The organism is Micromonospora noduli (genome assembly GCF_003264475.1).
Classification (GTDB): Bacteria; Actinomycetota; Actinomycetes; order Mycobacteriales; family Micromonosporaceae; genus Micromonospora; species Micromonospora noduli.
The window spans coordinates 258,969-278,000 of record NZ_PYAC01000041.1 but is presented as its reverse complement, the minus strand read 5'-3'; the positions used below and the strand labels follow the sequence as shown (position 1 = coordinate 278,000).

17 protein-coding genes and 1 riboswitch are annotated in these 19,032 nt (G+C 71.5%); of the genes, 4 read left to right on the top strand and 13 right to left on the bottom strand.

Annotation, left to right across the window (positions count from 1 at the left end; all coding sequences use genetic code 11):
- Nucleotides 1–12: 12 nt before the first annotated feature.
- Nucleotides 13–1,608: a beta-N-acetylhexosaminidase gene (locus MED15_RS28800; protein WP_244220628.1), complete on the top strand. Its 1,596-nt coding sequence runs from the start codon at nucleotides 13–15 to the stop codon at nucleotides 1,606–1,608.
- Here the strand turns inward: MED15_RS28800 and MED15_RS28795 are convergent.
- The 4 genes from MED15_RS28795 to MED15_RS28780 all read right to left on the bottom strand — a co-directional run bounded on the left by MED15_RS28795 (nucleotide 1,578) and on the right by MED15_RS28780 (nucleotide 4,777).
- A complete protein-coding gene (locus tag MED15_RS28795; RefSeq protein WP_244220627.1) occupies nucleotides 1,578–2,417 on the bottom strand; it encodes a PhzF family phenazine biosynthesis protein in 840 nt (279 codons plus the stop codon). The genes MED15_RS28800 and MED15_RS28795 overlap by 31 nt on opposite strands.
- Nucleotides 2,418–2,644: 227 nt before the next feature.
- Nucleotides 2,645–3,337 carry a hypothetical protein gene (locus MED15_RS28790; RefSeq protein WP_146754602.1) on the bottom strand — a complete coding sequence of 231 codons (693 nt, stop codon included), beginning with the start codon at nucleotides 3,335–3,337 and terminating at the stop codon, nucleotides 2,645–2,647.
- Between the two features lie 130 nt (nucleotides 3,338–3,467).
- The gene (locus MED15_RS34410) at nucleotides 3,468–4,229 is read right to left on the bottom strand and encodes a hypothetical protein (protein ID WP_244220626.1); all 762 of its coding nucleotides are present in this window, start codon (nucleotides 4,227–4,229) and stop codon (nucleotides 3,468–3,470) included.
- A complete protein-coding gene (locus MED15_RS28780; RefSeq protein ID WP_112737424.1) occupies nucleotides 4,226–4,777 on the bottom strand; it encodes an AAA family ATPase in 552 nt (183 codons plus the stop codon). The genes MED15_RS34410 and MED15_RS28780 overlap by 4 nt, the downstream gene beginning before the upstream one ends.
- Before the next feature lie 59 nt (nucleotides 4,778–4,836).
- Between MED15_RS28780 and MED15_RS28775 the strand changes: the two genes are divergently transcribed.
- Nucleotides 4,837–5,832 carry a tyrosine-type recombinase/integrase gene (locus tag MED15_RS28775; protein WP_112737422.1) on the top strand — a complete coding sequence of 332 codons (996 nt, stop codon included), beginning with the start codon at nucleotides 4,837–4,839 and terminating at the stop codon, nucleotides 5,830–5,832.
- Between the two features lie 6 nt (nucleotides 5,833–5,838).
- Here the strand turns inward: MED15_RS28775 and MED15_RS28770 are convergent, their stop codons facing one another.
- The 4 genes from MED15_RS28770 to MED15_RS28755 all read right to left on the bottom strand — a co-directional run bounded on the left by MED15_RS28770 (nucleotide 5,839) and on the right by MED15_RS28755 (nucleotide 10,636).
- Nucleotides 5,839–6,528, bottom strand: coding sequence for a fasciclin domain-containing protein (locus MED15_RS28770; RefSeq protein WP_167457755.1), 690 nt, complete (start codon nucleotides 6,526–6,528; stop codon nucleotides 5,839–5,841).
- A gap of 93 nt (nucleotides 6,529–6,621) precedes the next feature.
- Nucleotides 6,622–8,718: a M14 family zinc carboxypeptidase gene (locus MED15_RS34590; RefSeq protein ID WP_112737471.1), complete on the bottom strand. Its 2,097-nt coding sequence runs from the start codon at nucleotides 8,716–8,718 to the stop codon at nucleotides 6,622–6,624.
- A 229-nt stretch (nucleotides 8,719–8,947) separates the two neighbouring features.
- Nucleotides 8,948–9,748 (bottom strand): alpha/beta hydrolase, encoded by an 801-nt coding sequence (locus MED15_RS28760; RefSeq protein ID WP_112737420.1) that lies wholly within the window; start codon nucleotides 9,746–9,748, stop codon nucleotides 8,948–8,950.
- A gap of 108 nt (nucleotides 9,749–9,856) precedes the next feature.
- A complete protein-coding gene (locus MED15_RS28755; RefSeq protein WP_112587017.1) occupies nucleotides 9,857–10,636 on the bottom strand; it encodes an endonuclease/exonuclease/phosphatase family protein in 780 nt (259 codons plus the stop codon).
- Nucleotides 10,637–10,819: 183 nt separating this feature from the next.
- Between MED15_RS28755 and MED15_RS28750 the strand changes: the two genes are divergently transcribed.
- Nucleotides 10,820–11,590, top strand: a complete 771-nt coding sequence (locus MED15_RS28750) for a sulfite exporter TauE/SafE family protein (protein ID WP_263972109.1) — start codon at nucleotides 10,820–10,822, stop codon at nucleotides 11,588–11,590.
- Here the strand turns inward: MED15_RS28750 and MED15_RS28745 are convergent.
- Complete coding sequence (locus MED15_RS28745) at nucleotides 11,587–12,096, bottom strand: peptide deformylase (RefSeq protein ID WP_091398002.1); 510 nt, start codon at nucleotides 12,094–12,096, stop codon at nucleotides 11,587–11,589. The genes MED15_RS28750 and MED15_RS28745 overlap by 4 nt on opposite strands.
- 32 nt (nucleotides 12,097–12,128) lie before the next feature.
- Complete coding sequence (locus MED15_RS28740) at nucleotides 12,129–13,403, bottom strand: chorismate-binding protein (protein ID WP_112587021.1); 1,275 nt, start codon at nucleotides 13,401–13,403, stop codon at nucleotides 12,129–12,131.
- 123 nt (nucleotides 13,404–13,526) lie between these two features.
- Between MED15_RS28740 and MED15_RS28735 the strand changes: the two genes are divergently transcribed.
- Complete coding sequence (locus MED15_RS28735; RefSeq protein ID WP_007460326.1) at nucleotides 13,527–13,727, top strand: DUF5999 family protein; 201 nt, start codon at nucleotides 13,527–13,529, stop codon at nucleotides 13,725–13,727.
- A 124-nt stretch (nucleotides 13,728–13,851) separates the two neighbouring features.
- Here MED15_RS28735 and gcvP read toward each other — a convergent pair whose 3' ends face one another.
- From gcvP to MED15_RS28720, 3 genes are all read right to left on the bottom strand, one after another.
- Nucleotides 13,852–16,674 carry an aminomethyl-transferring glycine dehydrogenase gene (gene gcvP / locus MED15_RS28730; protein ID WP_112737418.1) on the bottom strand — a complete coding sequence of 941 codons (2,823 nt, stop codon included), beginning with the start codon at nucleotides 16,672–16,674 and terminating at the stop codon, nucleotides 13,852–13,854.
- A 72-nt stretch (nucleotides 16,675–16,746) separates the two neighbouring features.
- Nucleotides 16,747–16,845, bottom strand: a riboswitch (glycine riboswitch).
- 74 nt (nucleotides 16,846–16,919) lie between these two features.
- Entirely contained in the window at nucleotides 16,920–17,762 is an 843-nt protein-coding gene (locus MED15_RS28725) for an NAD-dependent protein deacetylase (protein WP_112587025.1), read from the bottom strand.
- 99 nt (nucleotides 17,763–17,861) lie between these two features.
- Entirely contained in the window at nucleotides 17,862–18,929 is a 1,068-nt protein-coding gene (locus MED15_RS28720; protein WP_112737469.1) for a MerR family transcriptional regulator, read from the bottom strand.
- Nucleotides 18,930–19,032 lie beyond the last annotated feature (103 nt).

The following is a 19,032-nucleotide window of genomic DNA, read 5'->3' as shown; positions in this document are numbered from 1 at the left end:
CCTGGAGGTACCGTGCGTCGCCGACACACCACCACGCGGCTGCTGGCCATAGCCGCACTCGCGCTGCCAGTCATCCTGCCCGCAACACCCGCCGCCGCAGCACCCACCGCACCAGCCCGACACCTCAGCGACGTCATCCCCGCACCGGTCGAAACCCACCCCGACGCGCACAACACATTCCGGATCACCCCCCTGACCGTCATCCGCACCACCCCCGGCTCAGCCGCCGCCTGGCAGGTCGGCCACCAACTCGCCACCACACTGCGCCCCGCCACCGGCCACCCCCTGCCCGTCCTGCCCGTACGCTCCACCCCGCTACCCGAGATCGCCCTGCTCATCGGCGGCGCCGACGACCGCATCGGCCAACAGGGCTACCAGCTCGACGTCACCCGCCGCGGCGTCACGATCCGCGCCAACACCCCCGCCGGGCTGTTCGCCGGCACCCAGACCCTGCGCCAACTGCTCCCCGCCGAGATCGAGGCACCCGACCGGCAGCGGACCACCTGGACAGTCCCCGGCGGACGAATCGTCGACTACCCACGCTTCGCCTACCGAGGCGCGATGCTCGACCTCGCACGCCACTTCCACACCGTCGACGACATCACCGCCTACGTGGACCTGCTCAGCCAGTACAAAATCAACTACCTGCACCTGCACCTCACCGACGACCAGGGCTGGCGCATCCAGATCGACTCCTGGCCCCGCCTCACCACCGTCGGCGGCGGACCCGGCACCGGAGTCGACGGCGTCGGCCCCGGATACCTCACCAAGGCCGACTACAAGACCGTCGTCGCCTACGCCGCCGCACGACACATCACGATCATCCCCGAGATCGACATGCCCGGACACACCAACGCCGCCCAGTCGACGTACCCCGAACTCAACTGCGACGGCGTCGCACCACCCCCGCGCACCGACATCGCGGTCGGCTACAGCTCCCTCTGCATCAACGACGAACTCACCTACCGCTTCGTCGAGGACGTCATCCGCGAACTCGCCGCCATCACACCCGGACCATTCCTGCACATCGGCGGCGACGAAGCCCACGCCACCACCGACGAGGACTACCGCACCTTCATGAACCGGGTCCTGCCCCTGGTCGCCAAGTACGGCAAGCGCGCCTCCGGATGGAACGAGATCACCCAGTCCGACCTGCCCACCGACGCCGTCGCCCAGTTCTGGGGCACCGGCACCACCAACGCCAGCCTCGCCGCGGCCGCCGCCCGCGGCAACAAGATCATCATGTCACCGGCGAACAAGGCCTACCTGGACATGAAGTACGACGCCAACACCCGCCTCGGCCTGCGCTGGGCCGGCCTGATCGAGGTGTCCGACGCCTACGGCTGGGACCCCGCCACCCGGGTCACCGGCGTCGGCGAGAACGCCATCCTCGGCGTCGAGGCCCCACTGTGGTCCGAGACGCTGCGCACCCTCGACGACATCGAATACATGGCCTTCCCCCGCCTACCCGCGATCGCCGAACTCGGCTGGTCCACCACCGCCAGCCACGACTGGGAATCGTTCCGGACCCGACTGGGGGAGCAGGCACCCCGCTGGCGACTGCAACAGGTCGACTTCTACCCGTCCCCGCAGGTGCCCTGGACCTGACCCGTACCGCCGTCTGACGTTGTGGTGCGGGCCGGTGCCCGCACCACATGCAGTCCACTCCAGGCGACCCTCGCGGCAGCCCCCACCAGGACTCGCCGACCAGTGGAACTCCGCCGGGCAGAGGCGGTGATGGTCGCCGGTTCACCGAGGACGTCGCCCATGTCGACGGTCAACTCGGTGACGCCACTGCCCGCCACGCGGGCGGCCAGGCAAGCGGTGCTGTTCACATTCGCGATGTCCTCAGGGACCCCGATCGACGGCGCGAACATCCGGGCCACCACGCCACCAGAGCGGGTGGGCACCGAATAGACGTAGCAACCGAGCAACCCCAACCGGTCGCACGCCACACGGAGCCGGTCCAGATTAGGGCCGAGGGTCACCACCGCATCAGGCGTGATGACCGGCACCAGCATCCGCGCCCGACCCAACGAGGCCACACACGCCCCAGAAAGCAACTCGCCCGCAGCAACACCCAGAGCGTCGACGACAAGGCCGATCTCGACCGAGGTCGCGTCGCGTACGGCCACCGGACCCGGGTCGAACGCGGCCTGGACCTGATCACCGTCACGGACCGCCCGACCGACGAACGTACGCCCCGACACCCGCAGCCTGAACTCGTGCTCTGCGCCGTGGCGACGCCCTGCCAGGAACGCCACGGCGGCCACCGTCCCGTGCCCACACGCAGGCAGTTCCCCCTCGGCGGCAAAGAACCGCAGGTCCACGGGCTCGTCTGCCGTGGCTCGCCCCACGAACACCGCATGCGAGGTGCCCACGCGGGCGGGCACCCGGCTGCGCTCGGCGTCGGTCAACGCGCACGCCCCGGCTGGTGTGGGGGAGAGGGACTCATCGATGACGGCCGTCGCGCTGCCGCCACGCCCGCCCCGGAGGCAAGCGCTGACGATGGCGACCGGAATCGAGCGATCGAAAGCAGCCTCCGCTGACCTGCCGTCACCGCGCCCCACGACTCAGCCACCCCTCAATAGCAACCCGCTCGGGGCCGCGGCCACCGCCGAGCCTGCCAGGTTCTGCGTCCAGGTCAGGAAGGCCAGGGAACTTCGTGGTACGTGGTCCCCGAGGAGACGGTGACGAGATACTCGGACCTTCTCAGCAGGCCACTCCGCAGCGTGTCAAAGTCAACGGGGTCGGCCTCAACGAAGACGGTCGGCCAGGTGAGGTCCGGGACCGCCTGATTGATCAAGGCGTTGACGTCTCGCGTCCACCCGACCTGAACCGTCCAGTCGTGCCCGGGTACGAGGTAGCTCAGGCCCGGCAGGGGCAGCGGGAGCCCGTCATCGGTCTTGCCGTTCGCCGCGTAGTACGTCTCGACATCCTCGATGGCCGAAGTGGTGGTCGGTATCAGCCCGGCAGCCTTGGCGCGCTTGTCAACCTCGCGCAGCACATCCAAAATGTCGCCGTCGGCCCCGAAGTACCTGGTGTCGCTAAGACCGCAACTGAGGCGGTAGTCGTCGTGTGGCCACAGGGCGTTGGTGGCTCCGGCGTGGCAGATGTCGCGTGTTGACGTTGCGACCGACCTGAGCGGCGACGCCTGAGTCACGGCGGAGAGCAGGGTGCTGATCTGTTCAGCGCTCGAAGCACTTGCCTGCCGGGCTGCGGCCGAGTGCGCTTCCTGGCTTGCTTCCTCCCGCGTGGGTGCGTCTGACCCGCAGGCTGTCAGCGCGAACAGCAGAGTTACAGCCGTTGCCAACGTGACCAGGCGACGAGGAGTCATGGTTACCAGGATGCTGGCTGGCTGCACACGCAGGAATGAGTCGCCGTACTCATCCTCCTGCGACCAACGGGTTCGATTCGATAATGCACATTATGTAATGTAGGGCGTTCTGGGGGTCCCCTGATCGGGGTCAGTCGCGGGTCAGGCCGGGCGGGCACGCGTCCTCGTCCGGCCCGACGAGACGCGCGTTCACCAGCGGGTTGCGTCGCAGCGCGGTGAGCACGGCCGCGCTGGCGCCGATGTCGGTCCAGGTGTCGTCCCACAGGGCCGAGACCAGCCAGGAGCGATCCGCCGGGAAGAACAGATCCGGCAGCGCCCCGTCGCCGCGCATGTGACCTGTCCGCCAACTGAGGGCCTGTTCCGGCCCGGCCTCGACCAGCACGTACGACCAGTCCCAGTAGAGGGACACCCTTGAGGCGTGCGGAAAGACCACGTCGTGGGCGCCGGTGTCGAGGAAGCCCAGCCACCAGGGCTGATCGGGCGTACGCGCCGCCAGCTCGTCGACCACCGCGTGTTCGTGGGCGCCGATACCGACCCCGGCGGGCGGGTGGAACGTGGCGTACGCCTCGAACACCGGCGGAATCGCGGTGGTGACCGAGAAACCCTGCGTGGTGCGCCCGGCGAGCCAGGCGACGTCGGTGGCCGTGCCGATCCGCCAGCTCCGCCCGCCCTTGTCGACCTGGACGGGGCCGGTCCGGGTTGTGGTGTCACTGGCGTCGTGCGGTGTGGTGACGGCGGTGGGCGTCGCCCATGGAGACCACCCGGGCCGGTCGGTCGCCCGCCACCGGTGCCCCTCGGGACAGACCCAGGCCATGGGATCGCCCGGGTCTCGGTACACGGTGGGTGTGCCGGGTTGACCACACTCGGGGCAGGTGGCACCGGGCGACGTCATGTCGCGCACGATACGTGTTCCTCGATCAGGGCCACCCGTGTCCATACCGGTCCGGCTGGCACGTCGACCAGTTGGTGCCCGTGTTCCTCGTACACCTCACGGTGCAGGCGGGCGAAGGCCAGCGCGTCGGCGTAACTGATCTGGCGCGCCGCGGTGTGTCGGATGAAACCCAGCGGGCTGATCAGGAACACCACGCGTTGGTAGGTGCGCTCGCGCATGATGCGGTCCACCTCGGCGGTCAACGCCGGGCCGGTCGGTCTGCCCAGGTGGCGAGCCAGTGCCAGGGTGCACAGCGGCGACCGGTCGTAGAACTGGACCGGGTGACGCGCGTCGGATCCGACCTGCCGGTGGTGTTGCAGCGCGGCGACGGCGTCGACGAAGCCGTGGTCGCGCCACGGCTCGGCGTACCCCTGTGCCTGCCTCTCGGCGATGAGGTCGGTGGCGGCCTCTCGGACGGTGACGTGTCCCCTGTGATGCAGCGCCTCGATCAGGCTGGTCTTGCCGGCGCCGGGCGCTCCCGTGAGGACGTACCGCCGGGGTTCTGGCATCTCCTCCCCCTCTCCCGGTCCCCTTTCGGGAAACCCGAAAATGCTGCATAATATCCCTTATGCATGACAAACAGGACGAATCGCTCGCAGTGCTGATCGAGGAGTTCCTGACCGCGCGGGCCACCCGCAAGCCCTCCCCGCACACCCTTGCCGCGTACCGCAGGGATCTGCACGCGGTGGCCACCCTGGTCGCGGAGGCAGCGACCCCTCCCCTCCCCCTCGACGCGCTGTCGATCACCGACCTCTCCCCCCGGGTGATGCGCGCGGCCTTCGCCCGGTTCGCCGCTCCCCGGGCGCCCGCGTCGGTACATCGGGCCTGGTCCACCTGGAACACCTTCTTCACGTTCCTGGTCGCTGACGGGTTCGTGGCGGGCAACCCGATGCCGGCGGTCGGGCGGCCTCGGGCGCTACTCCCCCAGCCGAAGCCGCTGCGTGGCGCGGACACGCCCGAGGTGCTGCTCGCGTCCGCCGCGCGGGACGACGGTCGGCAACGCGACCCGTGGCCGGAGCGCGACGTGGCGGTGTTGGCGGTGGCGCTCTGCGCCGGGCTGCGCCTGTCGGAGCTGCTGGCGTTGCGCGTCGACTCGCTCGGCGGTCGGCCCGGTGAGCGGCGGGTCGAGGTGGCGGGCAAGGGTGGGCGGCCTCGGGTGGTGCCGATCGAGGCGGATCTGGACCGGCTGCTGCGGGACTACCTGGACAGTCGGGTGCGGCGCTTCGGTTCGCGGTCGGTACGCCCCGACTCGCCGTTCCTGGTGGATCGGCGTGGTGAGCCGTTGCGCCGTGGTGGTCTGCAGTATCTCGTCGAGTCGTGTTACCGGCGGGCCGGCATCGGTGACCGGGTGCCGCGTGGTGCGCGGCTGCACGCGCTGCGGCACACCTTCGCGACGCGGTTGGCGGAGGACGGTGCGAGCGCGGCGGAGATCATGCGGTTGTTGGGGCACGCGTCGCTGGCGTCGTCGCAGACGTACATCGAGGTGACGGCCGGGCAGCAGCGCGACGCGGTCCGCGCCAACAGGACCAACCGCGCGCTGGCAGGTCTGGTGCCGCCCGGGTGAGCGCGGTCAGTGTGCGCGGTGGCCGGTGCCGTCGGCGGTGGCGGGCAGTGGGCCGAGGACGGCGTTGATGATGTGGATGCGGGCGTTGGTCGCCTGGTAGTCGGCGCAGACCGTGTCGGCGCGGTCGCCGAGGCGGGTGGTGGGCCCGGTGCGGGTGACGGTGACGGTGACGCCGTCGAGGGTGGTGGCGGTGCCGGCGGTGGTGAGGTCGGCGATCGGGTGGCTTCCGGTGATGAGATGGGCTTTCAGCAGGGTGCGGAGCTGGTCGGTGTGGTGGGTCATGAGGTCGTCCCAGTTGTCCTCGGAGAACGTGGCGGCGAAGGCGTCGTCGGAGGGCGCCAGGACGGTGACGCCGTCGCCGGCGGGCAGGTCGGTGAGGACGCCGCTGGTGCGCAGGGCCGCTTCGAACGTGGTGAGGGTGGGGATCCAGCGCAGCGCCTGGTCGACGGGTTGCCCGGCGAGGAAGCTCGGGTTGCCGGGGTCGGTGCCGGTGGGCAGGGCGGCGCAGAGTGGCCCGGTGGGCTGGGGTGCGGCGCTCGCGGGCGCGGCGTCCGTGCGGGGAGCTGCGGGGCTGCCGGTGCAGGCGGCCAGCAGCAGCGTCGGCAGGAGCAGGCCGAGCGTCCGTTGGACGCGTCGAGCGCCGTGCGGTCCGCGAGATCGTCGGGGGTGTCGCGGTGGGGTGGCGGGGTGCGACACGGCGGCCTCCACGGGTGCGGGGGTGGGTGGTGAGGTGCCGGCGGCGCGGGTGTTGGGCCCGCGCCGCCGGCGTGATGGCTCGCTAGTTGTCGGTCACAGTGCCGCGCACTGGGTGGTGCGGGGGCCGTGGACGGTGTTGGCGATGCCGAGGTTGTGCGGGGTGGGGTTGTTGCCGGTGCAGTTGAGTGGGCCGCGGATGGTGGTGCCGGCCAGTACGGGTGCGTCGGTGCCGGTGGTGTTGCCGGACAGGTCGACGGGGCCGGCGATGGTGGCGTCGATGATGGAGATCGTGTCGGTGGTGGCGATGCGGACGGGGCCGTTGATGGTGCTGTCGGCGAGGAGGATGCCGGCGGCGCCGGCGGCGGTGAGCGGGCCGCTGATGGTCGTTGCCGTCGTGACGAGTGCCGCGCCGGCCCGGACGGTGACCGGGCCGTTGATGGTGGCGTCGTCGGCGCAGGTGAAGCCGGTGACGGCCAGGGGTCCGTTGCGCCGGCCGGTGAGGGTGGGATAGACGCGTTCGCCGTCGGTCAGCTTCTCCACGCCCTTGCCGTCGAGGAGCAGGGGGATGAGGCCGCGTTCGGGTTGGTTGAGGGGGATGTAGTGATCGTCGCCGATCGTGATGACCTTCCAGCCGTGGGCGGCGATGCGCTGGGCGACGGTGGTGCCGACGCCACCGGGTCCGTCGGTGCGGGCGCCGTTGTACTGCGCGTCGGTGAGTTTGTAGGCGCAGGGCGGGTTGTCGAGGATCAGGTCGGCGGGGGGCGCGTCGAGTGGTGGCGGGCTGTCGCCGGGGTGCGGTGCCGGGTGGGCGGGGATGGGGCGGGAGCCGCGGAAGACCAGCCGGCCGGTATTGGCGGCCTGGGTTTCGATGGCCTCGCTGCGGGCCTTGAGGATGTCGGCGCGGTCTGCGCGGTGGTAGTCGAGGAACTGGTGGAACGTCCACAGGGCGGAGTAGGTCTTGCGGCGTCGGTTGTTGGTGGTGTTGCCCTCGTCGGGGCGGGTCTGGCCGCCGGAGCTGCGCAGTTCCAGCAGGGAGTTGGTGACGTTCTTGAGCCCGAGGGTGTTGCGCAGGATGGTTTCCTCGCTGAGGCCGACGTTGCCGCCGCCTTCGCAGCCGTAGGGGCAGGCCCACCAGCCGGCTTCGGCGCCCTTGGCGTACATGTGGCCTTCGATCATGTCCTGGGACTGGTCGAAGATGGGTTGGGCGACGTTCTGGTGCCGTGGGGGCAGCATCGGCAGGTCGCCGGCGCGGGAGTTGCCGAACTCGTGGCCGTCGTAGCCGGCGACGGGTCGGTAGTCGCGGACCATTGTGATGTACGCGGTGGTCTCGGGTTGGCGGATCAGGGAGTAGTCGCGGTTGAGGTCCTGGCCGGTGGAGTTGCCGCGGGTGTTGTTGGCGCGGCCGTCTCCGTTGATGGTGGGGACGATCAGGACGGTGGTGTGGCTGAGCAGGTCGGTGATGCGGGGGTCGGTGCTGAAGGCGAGTTGGCGGGCCATGATGAGGCAGGCTTCGCGGTCGCCGGGTTCGTTGCCGTGCACGTTGCAGTTGATGGCCACGGGTGCGGTGGCGGCGACGGCTTCCGGGGTGGCCGCCGGGGTGGGGTGGCCGATGACCATCATGTTGATGGGTCGGTTCTGCACGGTGCGGCCGAGTTCGACGACGCGTACGCGGTCGCTGAGGGCGTCGATGGCGGCGGTGTAGGCGTACTCGTCGGTGTCGGTGGTGTACTGCGCGGCGTGGGTGGTCTCCCAGCCGGTGCGCAGTTGCTCGCCGGGGGTGGTGGGGTTGCCCCAGGGGGCGGTGGTGGTGGCGGTGACCGGGTCGGAGTAGGGCTGTTCGGTGGTGCCGGTGCGGGCGCGTACGCGCCATTGGAAGGTGTCGCCGGGGTTGTAGCCGGCGTCGGCGAAGGTGGGCGCGTGTTGGTTGATCTGGCGGTTGGGTCGCCAGATGCCGACGATGGTGGGTGCGCCGGTGGGGGTGTTGTCGGCGTCGACGGGGGTGCGTTCGATCTGGTAGTCGGTGGCGCCGTCGACGGGTTGCCAGGCGAGGGTGGTGTATCCGTCGGCCTGGTGGGCGGTGAGGGCGGTTACCTGGTCGGGTGGTGCGGCGTTGGCGGGGGTGGGTGCGGTGGTGAGGGTGACGGCGATGAGGGTGGACACGGCGATGAGGGTGGGTCGCTGGCGTCTCATGTGGCCTCCGACGAGTTGATCGTGGCGCGTGTCGACCAGCATGGTTGTCGAAGTCCATCGATGCAATGATCTTGAGGGAATCTTGCGACTTGGCGGTCCGCTCCCCCGCCGACCCTTGATTGATTCGGTTTTCAGGAAGGCGCGGTGTCCGGGGCACGGGGATGCCCCTGATTTCACGAAGCCGGGGGCGGCGTCAGGCCGAACGGTCGGCGCCGGTGAGGCGTCGCGGTCAGCGGGCGTGGCGCAGGGCCCAGTCGAGGGCGACGTCGGCGATGCGCTGCCAGCCCTGCTGGGCGGGCAGCAGGTGCGCGTACCCCTCGAAGAGTTCGACCTCGGTGATGGTGTCGCCCTTGTAGTGGGCGGCGTTGGCGCGTTGCACGCTGGGCGGCTGGATGTGGTCTTGCGAGCCGGAGATGAACAGCAGCGGCGCGCGCTGGTCGTTGTGGTAGTTGACGGCGATGTCCTGGGGGCCGGGCAGCAGGTTGGCCAGGACGCTGTCCCAGAGGATGCCGCCGGCGGCGGGGATGGCGTAGCGCTCGTACAGGGCTCGGGCGGTCTGCTTGTCGAAGGTGCTGGTGAACGCGTAGTTCCACTGCTCGAAGCTGAACCCGACGGCCCGGTGCCGGTTGGCAGGGTTGCGCAGCACCGGGAAGGTGGAGCGCAGCTGCGAGAGAGGGGTCACCGTGACACCTTCGGTGGGTGCCGAGTTGAGCACGACCGCCGAGGCGCCGTAGCCGCGGTCGAGCAGCACCTGGGTGAACGCCCCGCCGGCGGAGTGGCCCATGAGGATGGGTGGCGTGGGCAACGCGTCGAGCACCGCGGACAGGTGCGCGATGATCTGTGGCGCGGTCAGCGTCTCCAGGGGGCTGGGGTCGGCGTTGATCGCCTCGACCTCGCCTTCCAGCCCGGGGTACGTGGGAGTGAGCACCCGAAAGCCCTTGTCCTGGTAGTGGGTGACCCAGTGTTCCCAGCTGCGGGGGGTGACCCAGAACCCGTGGATGAGGACGATCGTGTCCGGCGTGTCGCTCATGGTCAGCTCCCTGTCATGTCGGGGGTGGCGATGGCGCGACAGCGTGGTTGTCGGCGAGCCCACCCTAGGCATTCGTGAGCCGCGATGCGGCCGGTTGGGCGATGATGCTCAGCCGAGGTCGACCAGCAGGGGTCGGTGGTCGGAGATGGTGGACGCCGGCGCGGTGACCGCGCGTACGGGTGGGAGCTGGTCGAGGGCGTGCCGGTCGGCGAGGATGTGGTCGAGTTGGACGCGGGGCTGCCCGGACGGGTAGGTGGGGCGTCGGCCCAGGGGGCGCCAGCCGGAGATGAGCCGGGCCGCGCCGGCGGGCAGGTTGAGGTCGCCGAGCAGGACGCGGGGCCCCGGTAGCGCGCGCAGGGCGCGGACGGTCTGACGTAGTTGGCGGGCGTTCCACCCGGGCACGAAGGACAGGTGGGTCGCGGCGACGGTGAGGGGGCCGTGCGGGGTGTCCAGGACGGCGGCGAGGACCACGCGGGGTTCGTCGTGCAGCAGGATGAGGCCGCCGCGGGGGCCGGGCACGTAGACCGGTGAGCGCACCGGCGCCGGCTTGAGTCGGGTGACCTGCCAGCTGCGGACGGGGTATCGGCTGATCAGCCCGATGCCGTAGCAGGGTTCGCCGTGGCCGTCGTCGTCGTGGCGCAGTGGGCGGAACTGTTCGCCGGGGGTGCCGACGACGGCGGCGGCGAAGCGGTGGTGGGGTGCGCCGAGGGCGCGGGCGGCGATGGCGGTGAGGTCGAGGTTGCCGCTGCGGCGTTGGTCGCGGTCGACCTCCTGCAGGGCGAGCACGTCGGCGTCGAGGGCGCCGATGGCGGCGGCGAGTCGGTCGGAGTCGACGAGCCCGTCGGTGAGGGACCGTCCGTGCAGCAGGTTGAAGGTGGCCAGGCGCACTCCTGCACCTTACGTGCCCGTGGCATGGTTGCCGGGTGGTGAAGGTCCTGCTGTGTTCGGTGCTGGTGTTCGTGGCGGTCGGCGCGTTGGGGGTGTGGTTGCGGCGTACGCGGGGTCGGTGACCGGGTGAGGCTGGCCACTCGGGTGCCGGTGAGGCGCGTCGGGTGGGCAGAATTGCCGCCCGTGGACGCCGTGACGCTGAGTACCCTGCTGGCCGCCGCCGCGATGGCCGGGTGGGTCGATGCCGTGGTCGGTGGTGGTGGGTTGTTGCTGCTGCCGGCGTTGTTGGTGGCCGCCCCGGGGTTGCCGGTGGCCACCGCGTTGGGCACGAACAAGTTGGCCGCGATCTTCGGTACGGCCACTGCTGCGGCGACGTACGCCCGCAGGACGAAGGTCGACTGGCGGGTGGCGGGCCCGGCGGCGGGGTTAGCGGTGCTCAGCGCGGGCGTCGGCGCGGCGTTGGCCGGGGCGGTGCCGGCGTCGGCGTACCGGCCGGTCGTGTTGGTGGTGCTGGTGTCGGTGGCGGTGTTCGTGCTGCTGCGTCCCCGGATGGGGGTGGTGGCGGTGCCGGCGAAGCGCACTCCGGTGCGGGTGGCGGTGGTGATCGCGGTGGCCGGGGTGGGGATCGCCCTGTACGACGGGTTGATCGGCCCGGGCACCGGCACGTTTCTGGTGTTGGCGTTCACCGCCCTGGTGGGCGCGGACTTCGTGCACGGCTCGGCGATGGCGAAGGTTGTCAACGCGGGGACGAACCTGGGCGCGCTGGTGGTGTTCGGGGTGACCGGGCACGTGTGGTGGCTGCTGGGCGCGGGCATGGCGGTGTGCAACATCGCCGGCGCGGTGCTGGGGGCGCGGATGGCGTTGCGCCGCGGCTCCGGGTTCGTGCGGGTGGTGTTGCTGGTGGTGGTGGTGGCGTTGGTCGCGAAGCTGGGCCATGACCAGTGGGTGAGCTAGCCGCGGCGGCTGGGTGAGTCGAAGCGTCCGGCGCGGATCTCGCGCAGGGCCCGGCGGCGGGTGTCGCCGCGCAGGGTGTCGACGTAGAGCTTCCCGCCCAGGTGGTCGGTCTCGTGTTGCAGGGCGCGGGCCAGGAACCCGCTGCCGGCGATGGTCAGCGGCTCGCCGTGCTGGTCGACGCCGTGGGCGGTGGCGTGCAGGGCCCGCACGGTCGGGAAGTACAGCCCGGGGATGGACAGGCAGCCCTCCTCGTCGTCCTGGAGCTCGTCGGACAGCTCCAGGGTGGGGTTGATGAGGTGGCCGCGGTGCCCGTCGGCGTCGTAGACGAACACCTGGGCGCTGACGCCGATCTGCGGTGCGGCGACGCCGGCGCGGCCGGGGGCGCCGAGCAGGGTGTCCATCAGGTCGGTGACGAGGGCCCGCAGCTCGGCGTCGAAGGTGGTGACCGGTTCGCATCCGGTGCGCAGGACAGGGTCGCCGATGATCCGGATGGGCCGCATGGTCATGGGGTTCAGCGTATCGCCGTGCCGTGCGGCGGTCAGCGCCCGGCCAGGGTGGCGCGGATCGGGGTGGTCTTCGCGGCGGCCTCGGCGACCTCGGCGTGTGCGTCGCTGTCCCAGGTGATGCCGCCGCCGGCCCAGGTGTGCAGCCGTTGGCCGTCGGCGGCGGCGGTGCGGATGGTCAGGCCCAGGTCGACGTGGCCCGGGGCGACCCAGCCCAGCGCGCCCATGCTGGCGCCCCGCCCGACCGGTTCGAGGGCGCTGATCTGGGTCAGGGCGGCGAGTTTCGGGGCGCCGGTGACGGAGCCGCCGGGGCAGGTGGCGCGCAGCAGGTCGGCGAGGCCGAGGCCGTCGGCGGCGGCGGCGCGGACTGTCGACTCGGCCTGCCACAGGTCGCACCAGCGGCGCACGGCGAACAGCTCGTCGACGGTGACGGTGCCGGTGCGGGCGATGCGGGCGAGGTCGTTGCGTTCCAGGTCGACGATCATGATGTGTTCGGCGCGTTCCTTCGCGCTGGCGAGCAGTTCGGCGCGGCCGGTGGCGGTGGCCGGGCGGGTGCCCTTGATCGGGCGGGTGATCACCTGCCCGTCGGTGACCTCGACGAGGGTTTCCGGGGAGGCGCAGCCGATGGCCCAGCCGTCGCCGGTGAGGACGCCGCCGTAGCGGGCGCCGGGGAGCGCGCCGAGGCGGCTCAGGGCCGGCAGCGGGTCGCCGGTGTAGGGGGCGGCGGCGTGGCCGACGAGGTTGCTCTGGTAGACGTCGCCGCGGCCGATGGCGGCGCGGACCGCGTCGACGGCGGCGGCGTGCTGGCCGGGGGTCCAGCTCTCGACCCACTCGCCGAGCCACCACGGCGGCGGCGGGCCGGGCCGGGCGACAGGGGTGGGGCCGTGCTGGTAGACGACGACGGCGAGGTCGGGCAGGGCCGGTGCGGGTTCGGGCGCCCCGGTGGGTGCGCCGGCCAGCAGCGCCCCGGCGGCGGCGGACAGGTACAGCGCCGCGCCGCAGACCCCGGTGCCGTGCTGGCCGGTGGAGGGTCGGGTCAGGTCGTGCAGGGGTAAACCGTGCGCCGCGAGGAACTCCTCGGCGAGGGCCGCGGGGTCGCCGCCGTCGCCGAGGGACCAGTGCAGGCGGGCGCGTTCGGTCAGCGCTCCCCGGCACACTGCCGGCGCGGCGGGTACATCGATCGACGCAGCAGGGCCGCGGTGGGCGGCCAACGCCGCCGGGCCGCTGCCCGCGGCCAAGCCAGCCGGGCCGCTGCCCGCGGCACATACCTGTGGGAGCGTTTCCACGCCGTACGGTCCAACCTTCCTCATCCGTTCAGTGGATTTCCCGTGCACCAGGCGGGCACCTGCTCGATGCTGGACACTTTCGCTTGGTACTGTGCGTCACTGGTCATGTGAACCATGACACAGTGCCCCCACAGTCCGGAGAACCCGATGTGCCAGCACCAACCGACCTGCCCCTCTGCTGAAGCCACCGACCGGGAAGCCGCGCGGGTCCTCGCCTGCTTCCGTGAGCAGGGCTGGAGCCTGCTCTGCAACGGTGTCATCGTCTTCGAGGACACCGGCGAGCTGCTTCCCGACGGCAGCAGCATCGCACCGCACCGCGGCCCCGCCCGCCACGCTCTCGTGGCCTGACCGACCACTCAGCGTCACCGTTTAGCCGCCTTCGACCCAGGCTAGTCCCCCGGTAAGGGACGTCCCCGCCCAGGTCGCAGCGGCTGCCGGGGCAGGCCGTACCGCCCGCCCCGGCGCGCCGTCGTCAGTCCTCGAACGCCTCCGGCGACGGGCACGAGCAGACCAGGTTCCGGTCGCCGTACGCGCCGTCGATGCGCCGCACCGGCGGCCAGTACTTCCCGGCCCGGTCCACCCCGGCCGGATACGCGCCCACCGAACGCGGGTACGCGTGTGACCACTCGTCACCGCTGACCATCGCCGCGGTGTGCGGCGCGTTGGCCAGGGGGTTGTCCCCCGCCGGCCACGCCCCGGAACCCACCTGCTCGATCTCCGCGCGGATCGCGATCATCGCGTCACAGAACCGGTCCAGCTCGGCCAGGTCCTCGCTCTCGGTCGGCTCCACCATCAGCGTCCCCGCCACCGGGAACGACATCGTGGGCGCGTGGAAGCCGTAGTCGATCAGCCGCTTCGCCACGTCGTCGACGCTCACCCCGGTCGCCTTCGTCAACGGCCGCAGGTCGAGGATGCACTCGTGGGCCACCAGGCCCTTGTTGCCGGCGTACAGCACCGGGAAATGCCCCCGCAGTCGCGCCGCCACGTAGTTCGCCGCGAGGACTGCCACACCGGTCGCCCGGGTCAGGCCCTCGGCGCCCATCATCCGCAGGTACGCCCACGGGATCGGCAGGATCCCCGCCGAGCCGTACTTCGCCGCCGAGATCGCCGGCGTGGCGTCCACGTGGGCGCCCAGCGGGTCACCGGGCAGGAACGGCGCCAGGTGCGCGCGGACCGCCACCGGGCCCACCCCGGGGCCACCGCCGCCGTGCGGGATGCAGAACGTCTTGTGCAGGTTCAGGTGCGACACGTCCGCGCCGAACTTGCCGGGCTTGGCGAACCCGACCAGGGCGTTGAGGTTCGCCCCGTCGACGTACACCTGCCCGCCGGCGTCGTGGACCTTCGCGCACAACGACGCGATGCCCGTCTCGTACACGCCGTGCGTGGACGGGTACGTCACCATGATCGCGGCGAGCGAGTCCCGGTGCTTGTCGATCTTCGCGTCCAGGTCGACGAGGTCGACGTTGCCGTCGTCGTCGCAGGCCACCACGACGACCCGCATGCCGGCCATCACCGCCGACGCCGCGTTCGTGCCGTGCGCCGACGACGGGATCAGGCACACGTCGCGGTGTGTCTCACCCCGCGACGCGTGGTAGGAGCGGATCGCCAGCAACCCGGCCAGCTCGCCCTGCGAACCGGCGTTGGGCTGCACGCTCACCGCGTCGTAGCCGGTCACCTCGGCCAGCCACGACTCCAGCTGACCGATCATCTCCCGGTACCCGACGGTCTGCGCGTCCGGCGCGAACGGGTGGATGTTCGCGAACTCCGCCCAGCTGACCGGCTCCATCTCGGTGGTCGCGTTCAGCTTCATCGTGCACGACCCGAGCGGGATCATGCCCCGGTCCAGGGCGTAGTCGAAGTCCGACAGCCGCCGCAGGTAGCGCAGCATCGCCGTCTCGGAGTGGTGGCTGCGGAACACCGGGTGGGTGAGGAAGTCGCTGCCGCGCGTCAGGTCGACCGGCAGGGCCGTGTCCACGTGGCCGTCGAACGCGGGCACCCCGAACGCCGCCCACACCTGCGTCAGGTGCGCGTCGGTGGTGGTCTCGTCGCAGGACACGCCCACCCGGTCGGCGTCGACCAGCCGCAGGTTCACGCCACGGTCCGCGGCGGCGGCCACCACCTCGGCGGCCTGCCCGGGCACGGTCGCGGTGACGGTGTCGAAGAACGCGGCGTCCGCGACGTCCACCCCGCCGGCGCGCAACCCGGCCGCGAGCCGCGCCGCCATCCGATGGGTACGCGTCGCGATGTCCCGCAGCCCGTCCGGGCCGTGGTAGACGGCGTACATGCCGGCCATCACCGCGAGCAGCACCTGCGCGGTGCAGATGTTGCTGGTCGCCTTCTCCCGGCGGATGTGCTGCTCACGGGTCTGCAACGCCAACCGGTAGGCCGGGTTGCCGTCCGCGTCGCGCGACACTCCGACCAGGCGCCCGGGCAGCATCCGCTCCAGGCCCGAGCGCACCGCCAGGTAACCGGCGTGCGGCCCACCGAAGCCCATCGGTACGCCGAAACGCTGGGTGGTGCCGGCGGCGATGTCCGCGCCGATCTCCCCCGGTGCGCGCAGCAGCGTCAACGCCAGCAGGTCCGCCGCCACGGTCACCAGAGCGCCGACGGCGTGCGCCGCCTCCACGAGCGCCGCGTGGTCGCGCACCGCCCCGGACGCCCCCGGGTACTGCAGGTGCAGGCCGAAGAACTCCGCCGGCAACTCGTCGCGCTGCACGTCGAGGACCCGCACGTCGATGCCGAGCGGCTCGGCCCGGCTGGTGATCACCGCGATGGTCTGCGGCAACGCGTCGGCGTCGACGACGTACACGCCGCTCTTGCTCTTGGAGGCCCGCCGCGCCAGGGTCATCGCCTCCGCCGCAGCGGTGCCCTCGTCGAGCATCGAGGCGTTCGCGGTGGCCAACCCGGTCAGGTCGGTGACCATGGTCTGGAAGTTCAGCAGCGCCTCCAGGCGGCCCTGGCTGATCTCCGGCTGGTACGGCGTGTACGCCGTGTACCAGGCCGGGTCCTCCAGCACGTTGCGGCGGATCACCGCCGGGGTGTGCGTGCCGTGGTACCCCAACCCGATCATGGAGACGGCGACGGTGTTACGTGCCGCGAGGGCCCGCAGCTCGGCGATCGTCTCGGCCTCGGTGGCCGGGTCGGGCAGGTCGAGGGTGCCGTGCCAGCGGATCACCTCGGGGATCGCGGCGTCCATCAGCTCGTCGATCGAGTCGTGCCCGACGACCTCCAGCATTCGACGCTCATCGTCGGGGCCGGGACCGATGTGACGGGTGGCGAACTGCTCTACGGTCATAGGGGCACTCCCGGGGCGAGGTCGACGTGTCGGCCTCCCCCTCTGTCGCACCCACAGGGGCACTCCACAGTGCCTGCCCACGAGGTCCTTTTGCCTGAGAGGTTCCGGGGAGGATTTGCCCCTTCGGCGCCGCCCTGCGTGCTGTCGGGCGGTCTCTCCCACGTGGGTGTTACCGGCATGGTCAACGCTACCAGCGTTGGTGTTTCCGGCGGATGTCCTACCCCCGGGCCCCCAGGGCCCCGCCGTCACACCTTGAGTGGGGCTCCAGTGGCGACCCGCGCGGCGAGCTGCGGCAGCACGACGCCCAGCGGCGCGTCGACGCACACGGTGGCGTGGCCGTCACCCCGGGTCGGCCCCTGGTTGACGATCGCGACCGGGATGCCCCGTTTCGCGGCCCGAATCACGAACCGGCGACCCGACATCACCGTCAACGACGACCCCAGCACCAGCAACGACCGGGCCTGCTCCACGGCCGCGAAACACCGCGCCACCCGCTGCGCCGGGACCGTCTCACCGAAGAACACCACGTCCGGTTTCAGCATCCCCGTGCCGCAGATCCCGCAGTCCACCGGCCGAAACGCCGCCACCTGCTCATCGGGGAGATCAACATCACCGTCCGGGTTGACCGCGGCGACGCGGGCCACGAACTCCGGGTTGGCCTCGCGCAGCCGCCGATGCAGCTCCTCCCGGGAGGTCAGGTTGCCGCAGTCCAGGCAGGTCACCTCGTCGAGGCGGCCGTGCAGCTCGATCACCGACGGGCTGCCGGCCGCACCGTGCAGACCGTCGACGTTCTGGGTGATCACCGTGTCGACCAGCCCGGCGTGTTGCAGCCCGGCCACCGCCCGGTGCCCGGCGTTGGGCGCCGCGCCCGCGATCAGCCGCCAGCCCAGGTGGCTGCGCGCCCAGTAGCGCCGCCGGGCCAGGGGATCGCGGGTGAACGCCTGGAAGGTCATCGGCGTGTGCCGCCGCGCCACCCCGCTGGGCCCCCGGTAGTCCGGAATTCCCGACTCGGTGGACAGGCCGGCACCGCTGAGCACCACCACCCCACCACCGGCCACCAGCGAGGTCAACGCGTCGAAGCTCTCCATCACCTCTCCATGCTGCCTCAACCGGTTCACCAACGCCGAGCCCCGCGCCGGGTGGGCGGCCCCACCCGGCGCGGGTGGCGTCGGCGGCGAAGACGACGGCTATACCGCGACGACGTCGGCGACGACGCACGCGATGTTGTCCGGCGCCCCCTCGGCCCGCGCCAGATCGATCAGCGCCCGCACCGTGTCCCCGGGATCGTCCGTCGCACCCAACGCCGACCCCAGATCGGCCCGGTCGACGACCGCGGACAGCCCGTCGGAGCACAACAAATACCGGTCACCCGGCAACGCGGTACGCAGCGCCAGATCCGCCTCGACCTGCCGACCGCCACCGAGGGCGCGCACCAGCACCGCGCGCTGCGGATGCGTCGCGGCCTGCTCCCGGTCGAGCCGCCCCTGATCAACCTGGGCCTGCACCCAGGTGTGATCCTGCGTGAGCAGCGACAGCTCACCGCCGCGCAGCAGGTAGGCCCGGGTGTCACCGACGTGCACCAGCGCCAACCGGGAACCGCTGAGCAGCAGCGCGGTCAGCGTGGTGACCGGCTGGTCGGTGTCGGTGGCCAACCCCTGCACGGCGCGGTCGGCGTCGCTCACCGCGCCGGCCAGCATCGCCAGCAGGTCGGCGGCCGGCACGTCGGTGAACGCCAACGGCTTCAGGGCGTCGACGGCGGCGGCGCTGGCGGCCGCACCACCGGGCCCCCGCATACCGTCGGCCACGGCGAGCAACCGCTCGCCGGCGTACGCGGTGTCCTCGTTGCTGTCGCGCACCAGCCCGGTGTCACAACCGGCGGCGCAACGGACGGCAACTGTGGGATTCGGGTCGGACATGGTGGCGCCCCCTTCAGACAGGTGATCCACGAGGAGGGTGGCGAGCCGGGCACGCGCCGCGGTGTCGGCGCTGACCTGCCGCCAGTACGCGGTGACCGCCTCAGCCGCCGCCGCGGGCTCCAAGCCGCACACGACCCGGATCGTCGCCAGCGGCATACCGAGCCGACGCAACTGGGCGACCAGCCGAGCCACCGGCAGCTGAGCCGGGTCGTAGAGCCGATAACCGGACTCCGGATCGACAGCGGCCGGCACCAGCAACCCAACCTGGTCGTACAGGCGCAACGCCTTCGGTGTCAGCCTCGCCGCCCGGGCGAACGCCCCGATGGTCATCAGCCCCACGTCGACATCCTCCTCGCAGCCGGTCACGGCGACCGGCACCCACCAGGCTCAGGGTTACCCGAAGGTCAAGGTCAAGCCGGTGACACCGCCTGCACCCCGCGGC

Excerpts from the sequence above, each read along its gene's own strand:
- MED15_RS28790 (WP_146754602.1), bottom strand. The coding sequence starts at position 3,337 with ATGACTCCTCGTCGCCTGGTCACGTTGGCAACGGCTGTAACTCTGCTG.
- MED15_RS34410 (WP_244220626.1), bottom strand. The coding sequence starts at position 4,229 with ATGACGTCGCCCGGTGCCACCTGCCCCGAGTGTGGTCAACCCGGCACA.
- MED15_RS28780 (WP_112737424.1), bottom strand. The coding sequence starts at position 4,777 with ATGCCAGAACCCCGGCGGTACGTCCTCACGGGAGCGCCCGGCGCCGGC.
- MED15_RS28775 (WP_112737422.1), top strand. The coding sequence starts at position 4,837 with ATGCATGACAAACAGGACGAATCGCTCGCAGTGCTGATCGAGGAGTTC.
- MED15_RS34590 (WP_112737471.1), bottom strand. The coding sequence starts at position 8,718 with ATGAGACGCCAGCGACCCACCCTCATCGCCGTGTCCACCCTCATCGCC.
- MED15_RS28760 (WP_112737420.1), bottom strand. The coding sequence starts at position 9,748 with ATGAGCGACACGCCGGACACGATCGTCCTCATCCACGGGTTCTGGGTC.
- MED15_RS28745 (WP_091398002.1), bottom strand. The coding sequence starts at position 12,096 with ATGACCATGCGGCCCATCCGGATCATCGGCGACCCTGTCCTGCGCACC.
- MED15_RS28740 (WP_112587021.1), bottom strand. The coding sequence starts at position 13,403 with ATGAGGAAGGTTGGACCGTACGGCGTGGAAACGCTCCCACAGGTATGT.
- MED15_RS28735 (WP_007460326.1), top strand. The coding sequence starts at position 13,527 with ATGTGCCAGCACCAACCGACCTGCCCCTCTGCTGAAGCCACCGACCGG.
- gcvP (WP_112737418.1), bottom strand. The coding sequence starts at position 16,674 with ATGACCGTAGAGCAGTTCGCCACCCGTCACATCGGTCCCGGCCCCGAC.
- MED15_RS28725 (WP_112587025.1), bottom strand. The coding sequence starts at position 17,762 with ATGGAGAGCTTCGACGCGTTGACCTCGCTGGTGGCCGGTGGTGGGGTG.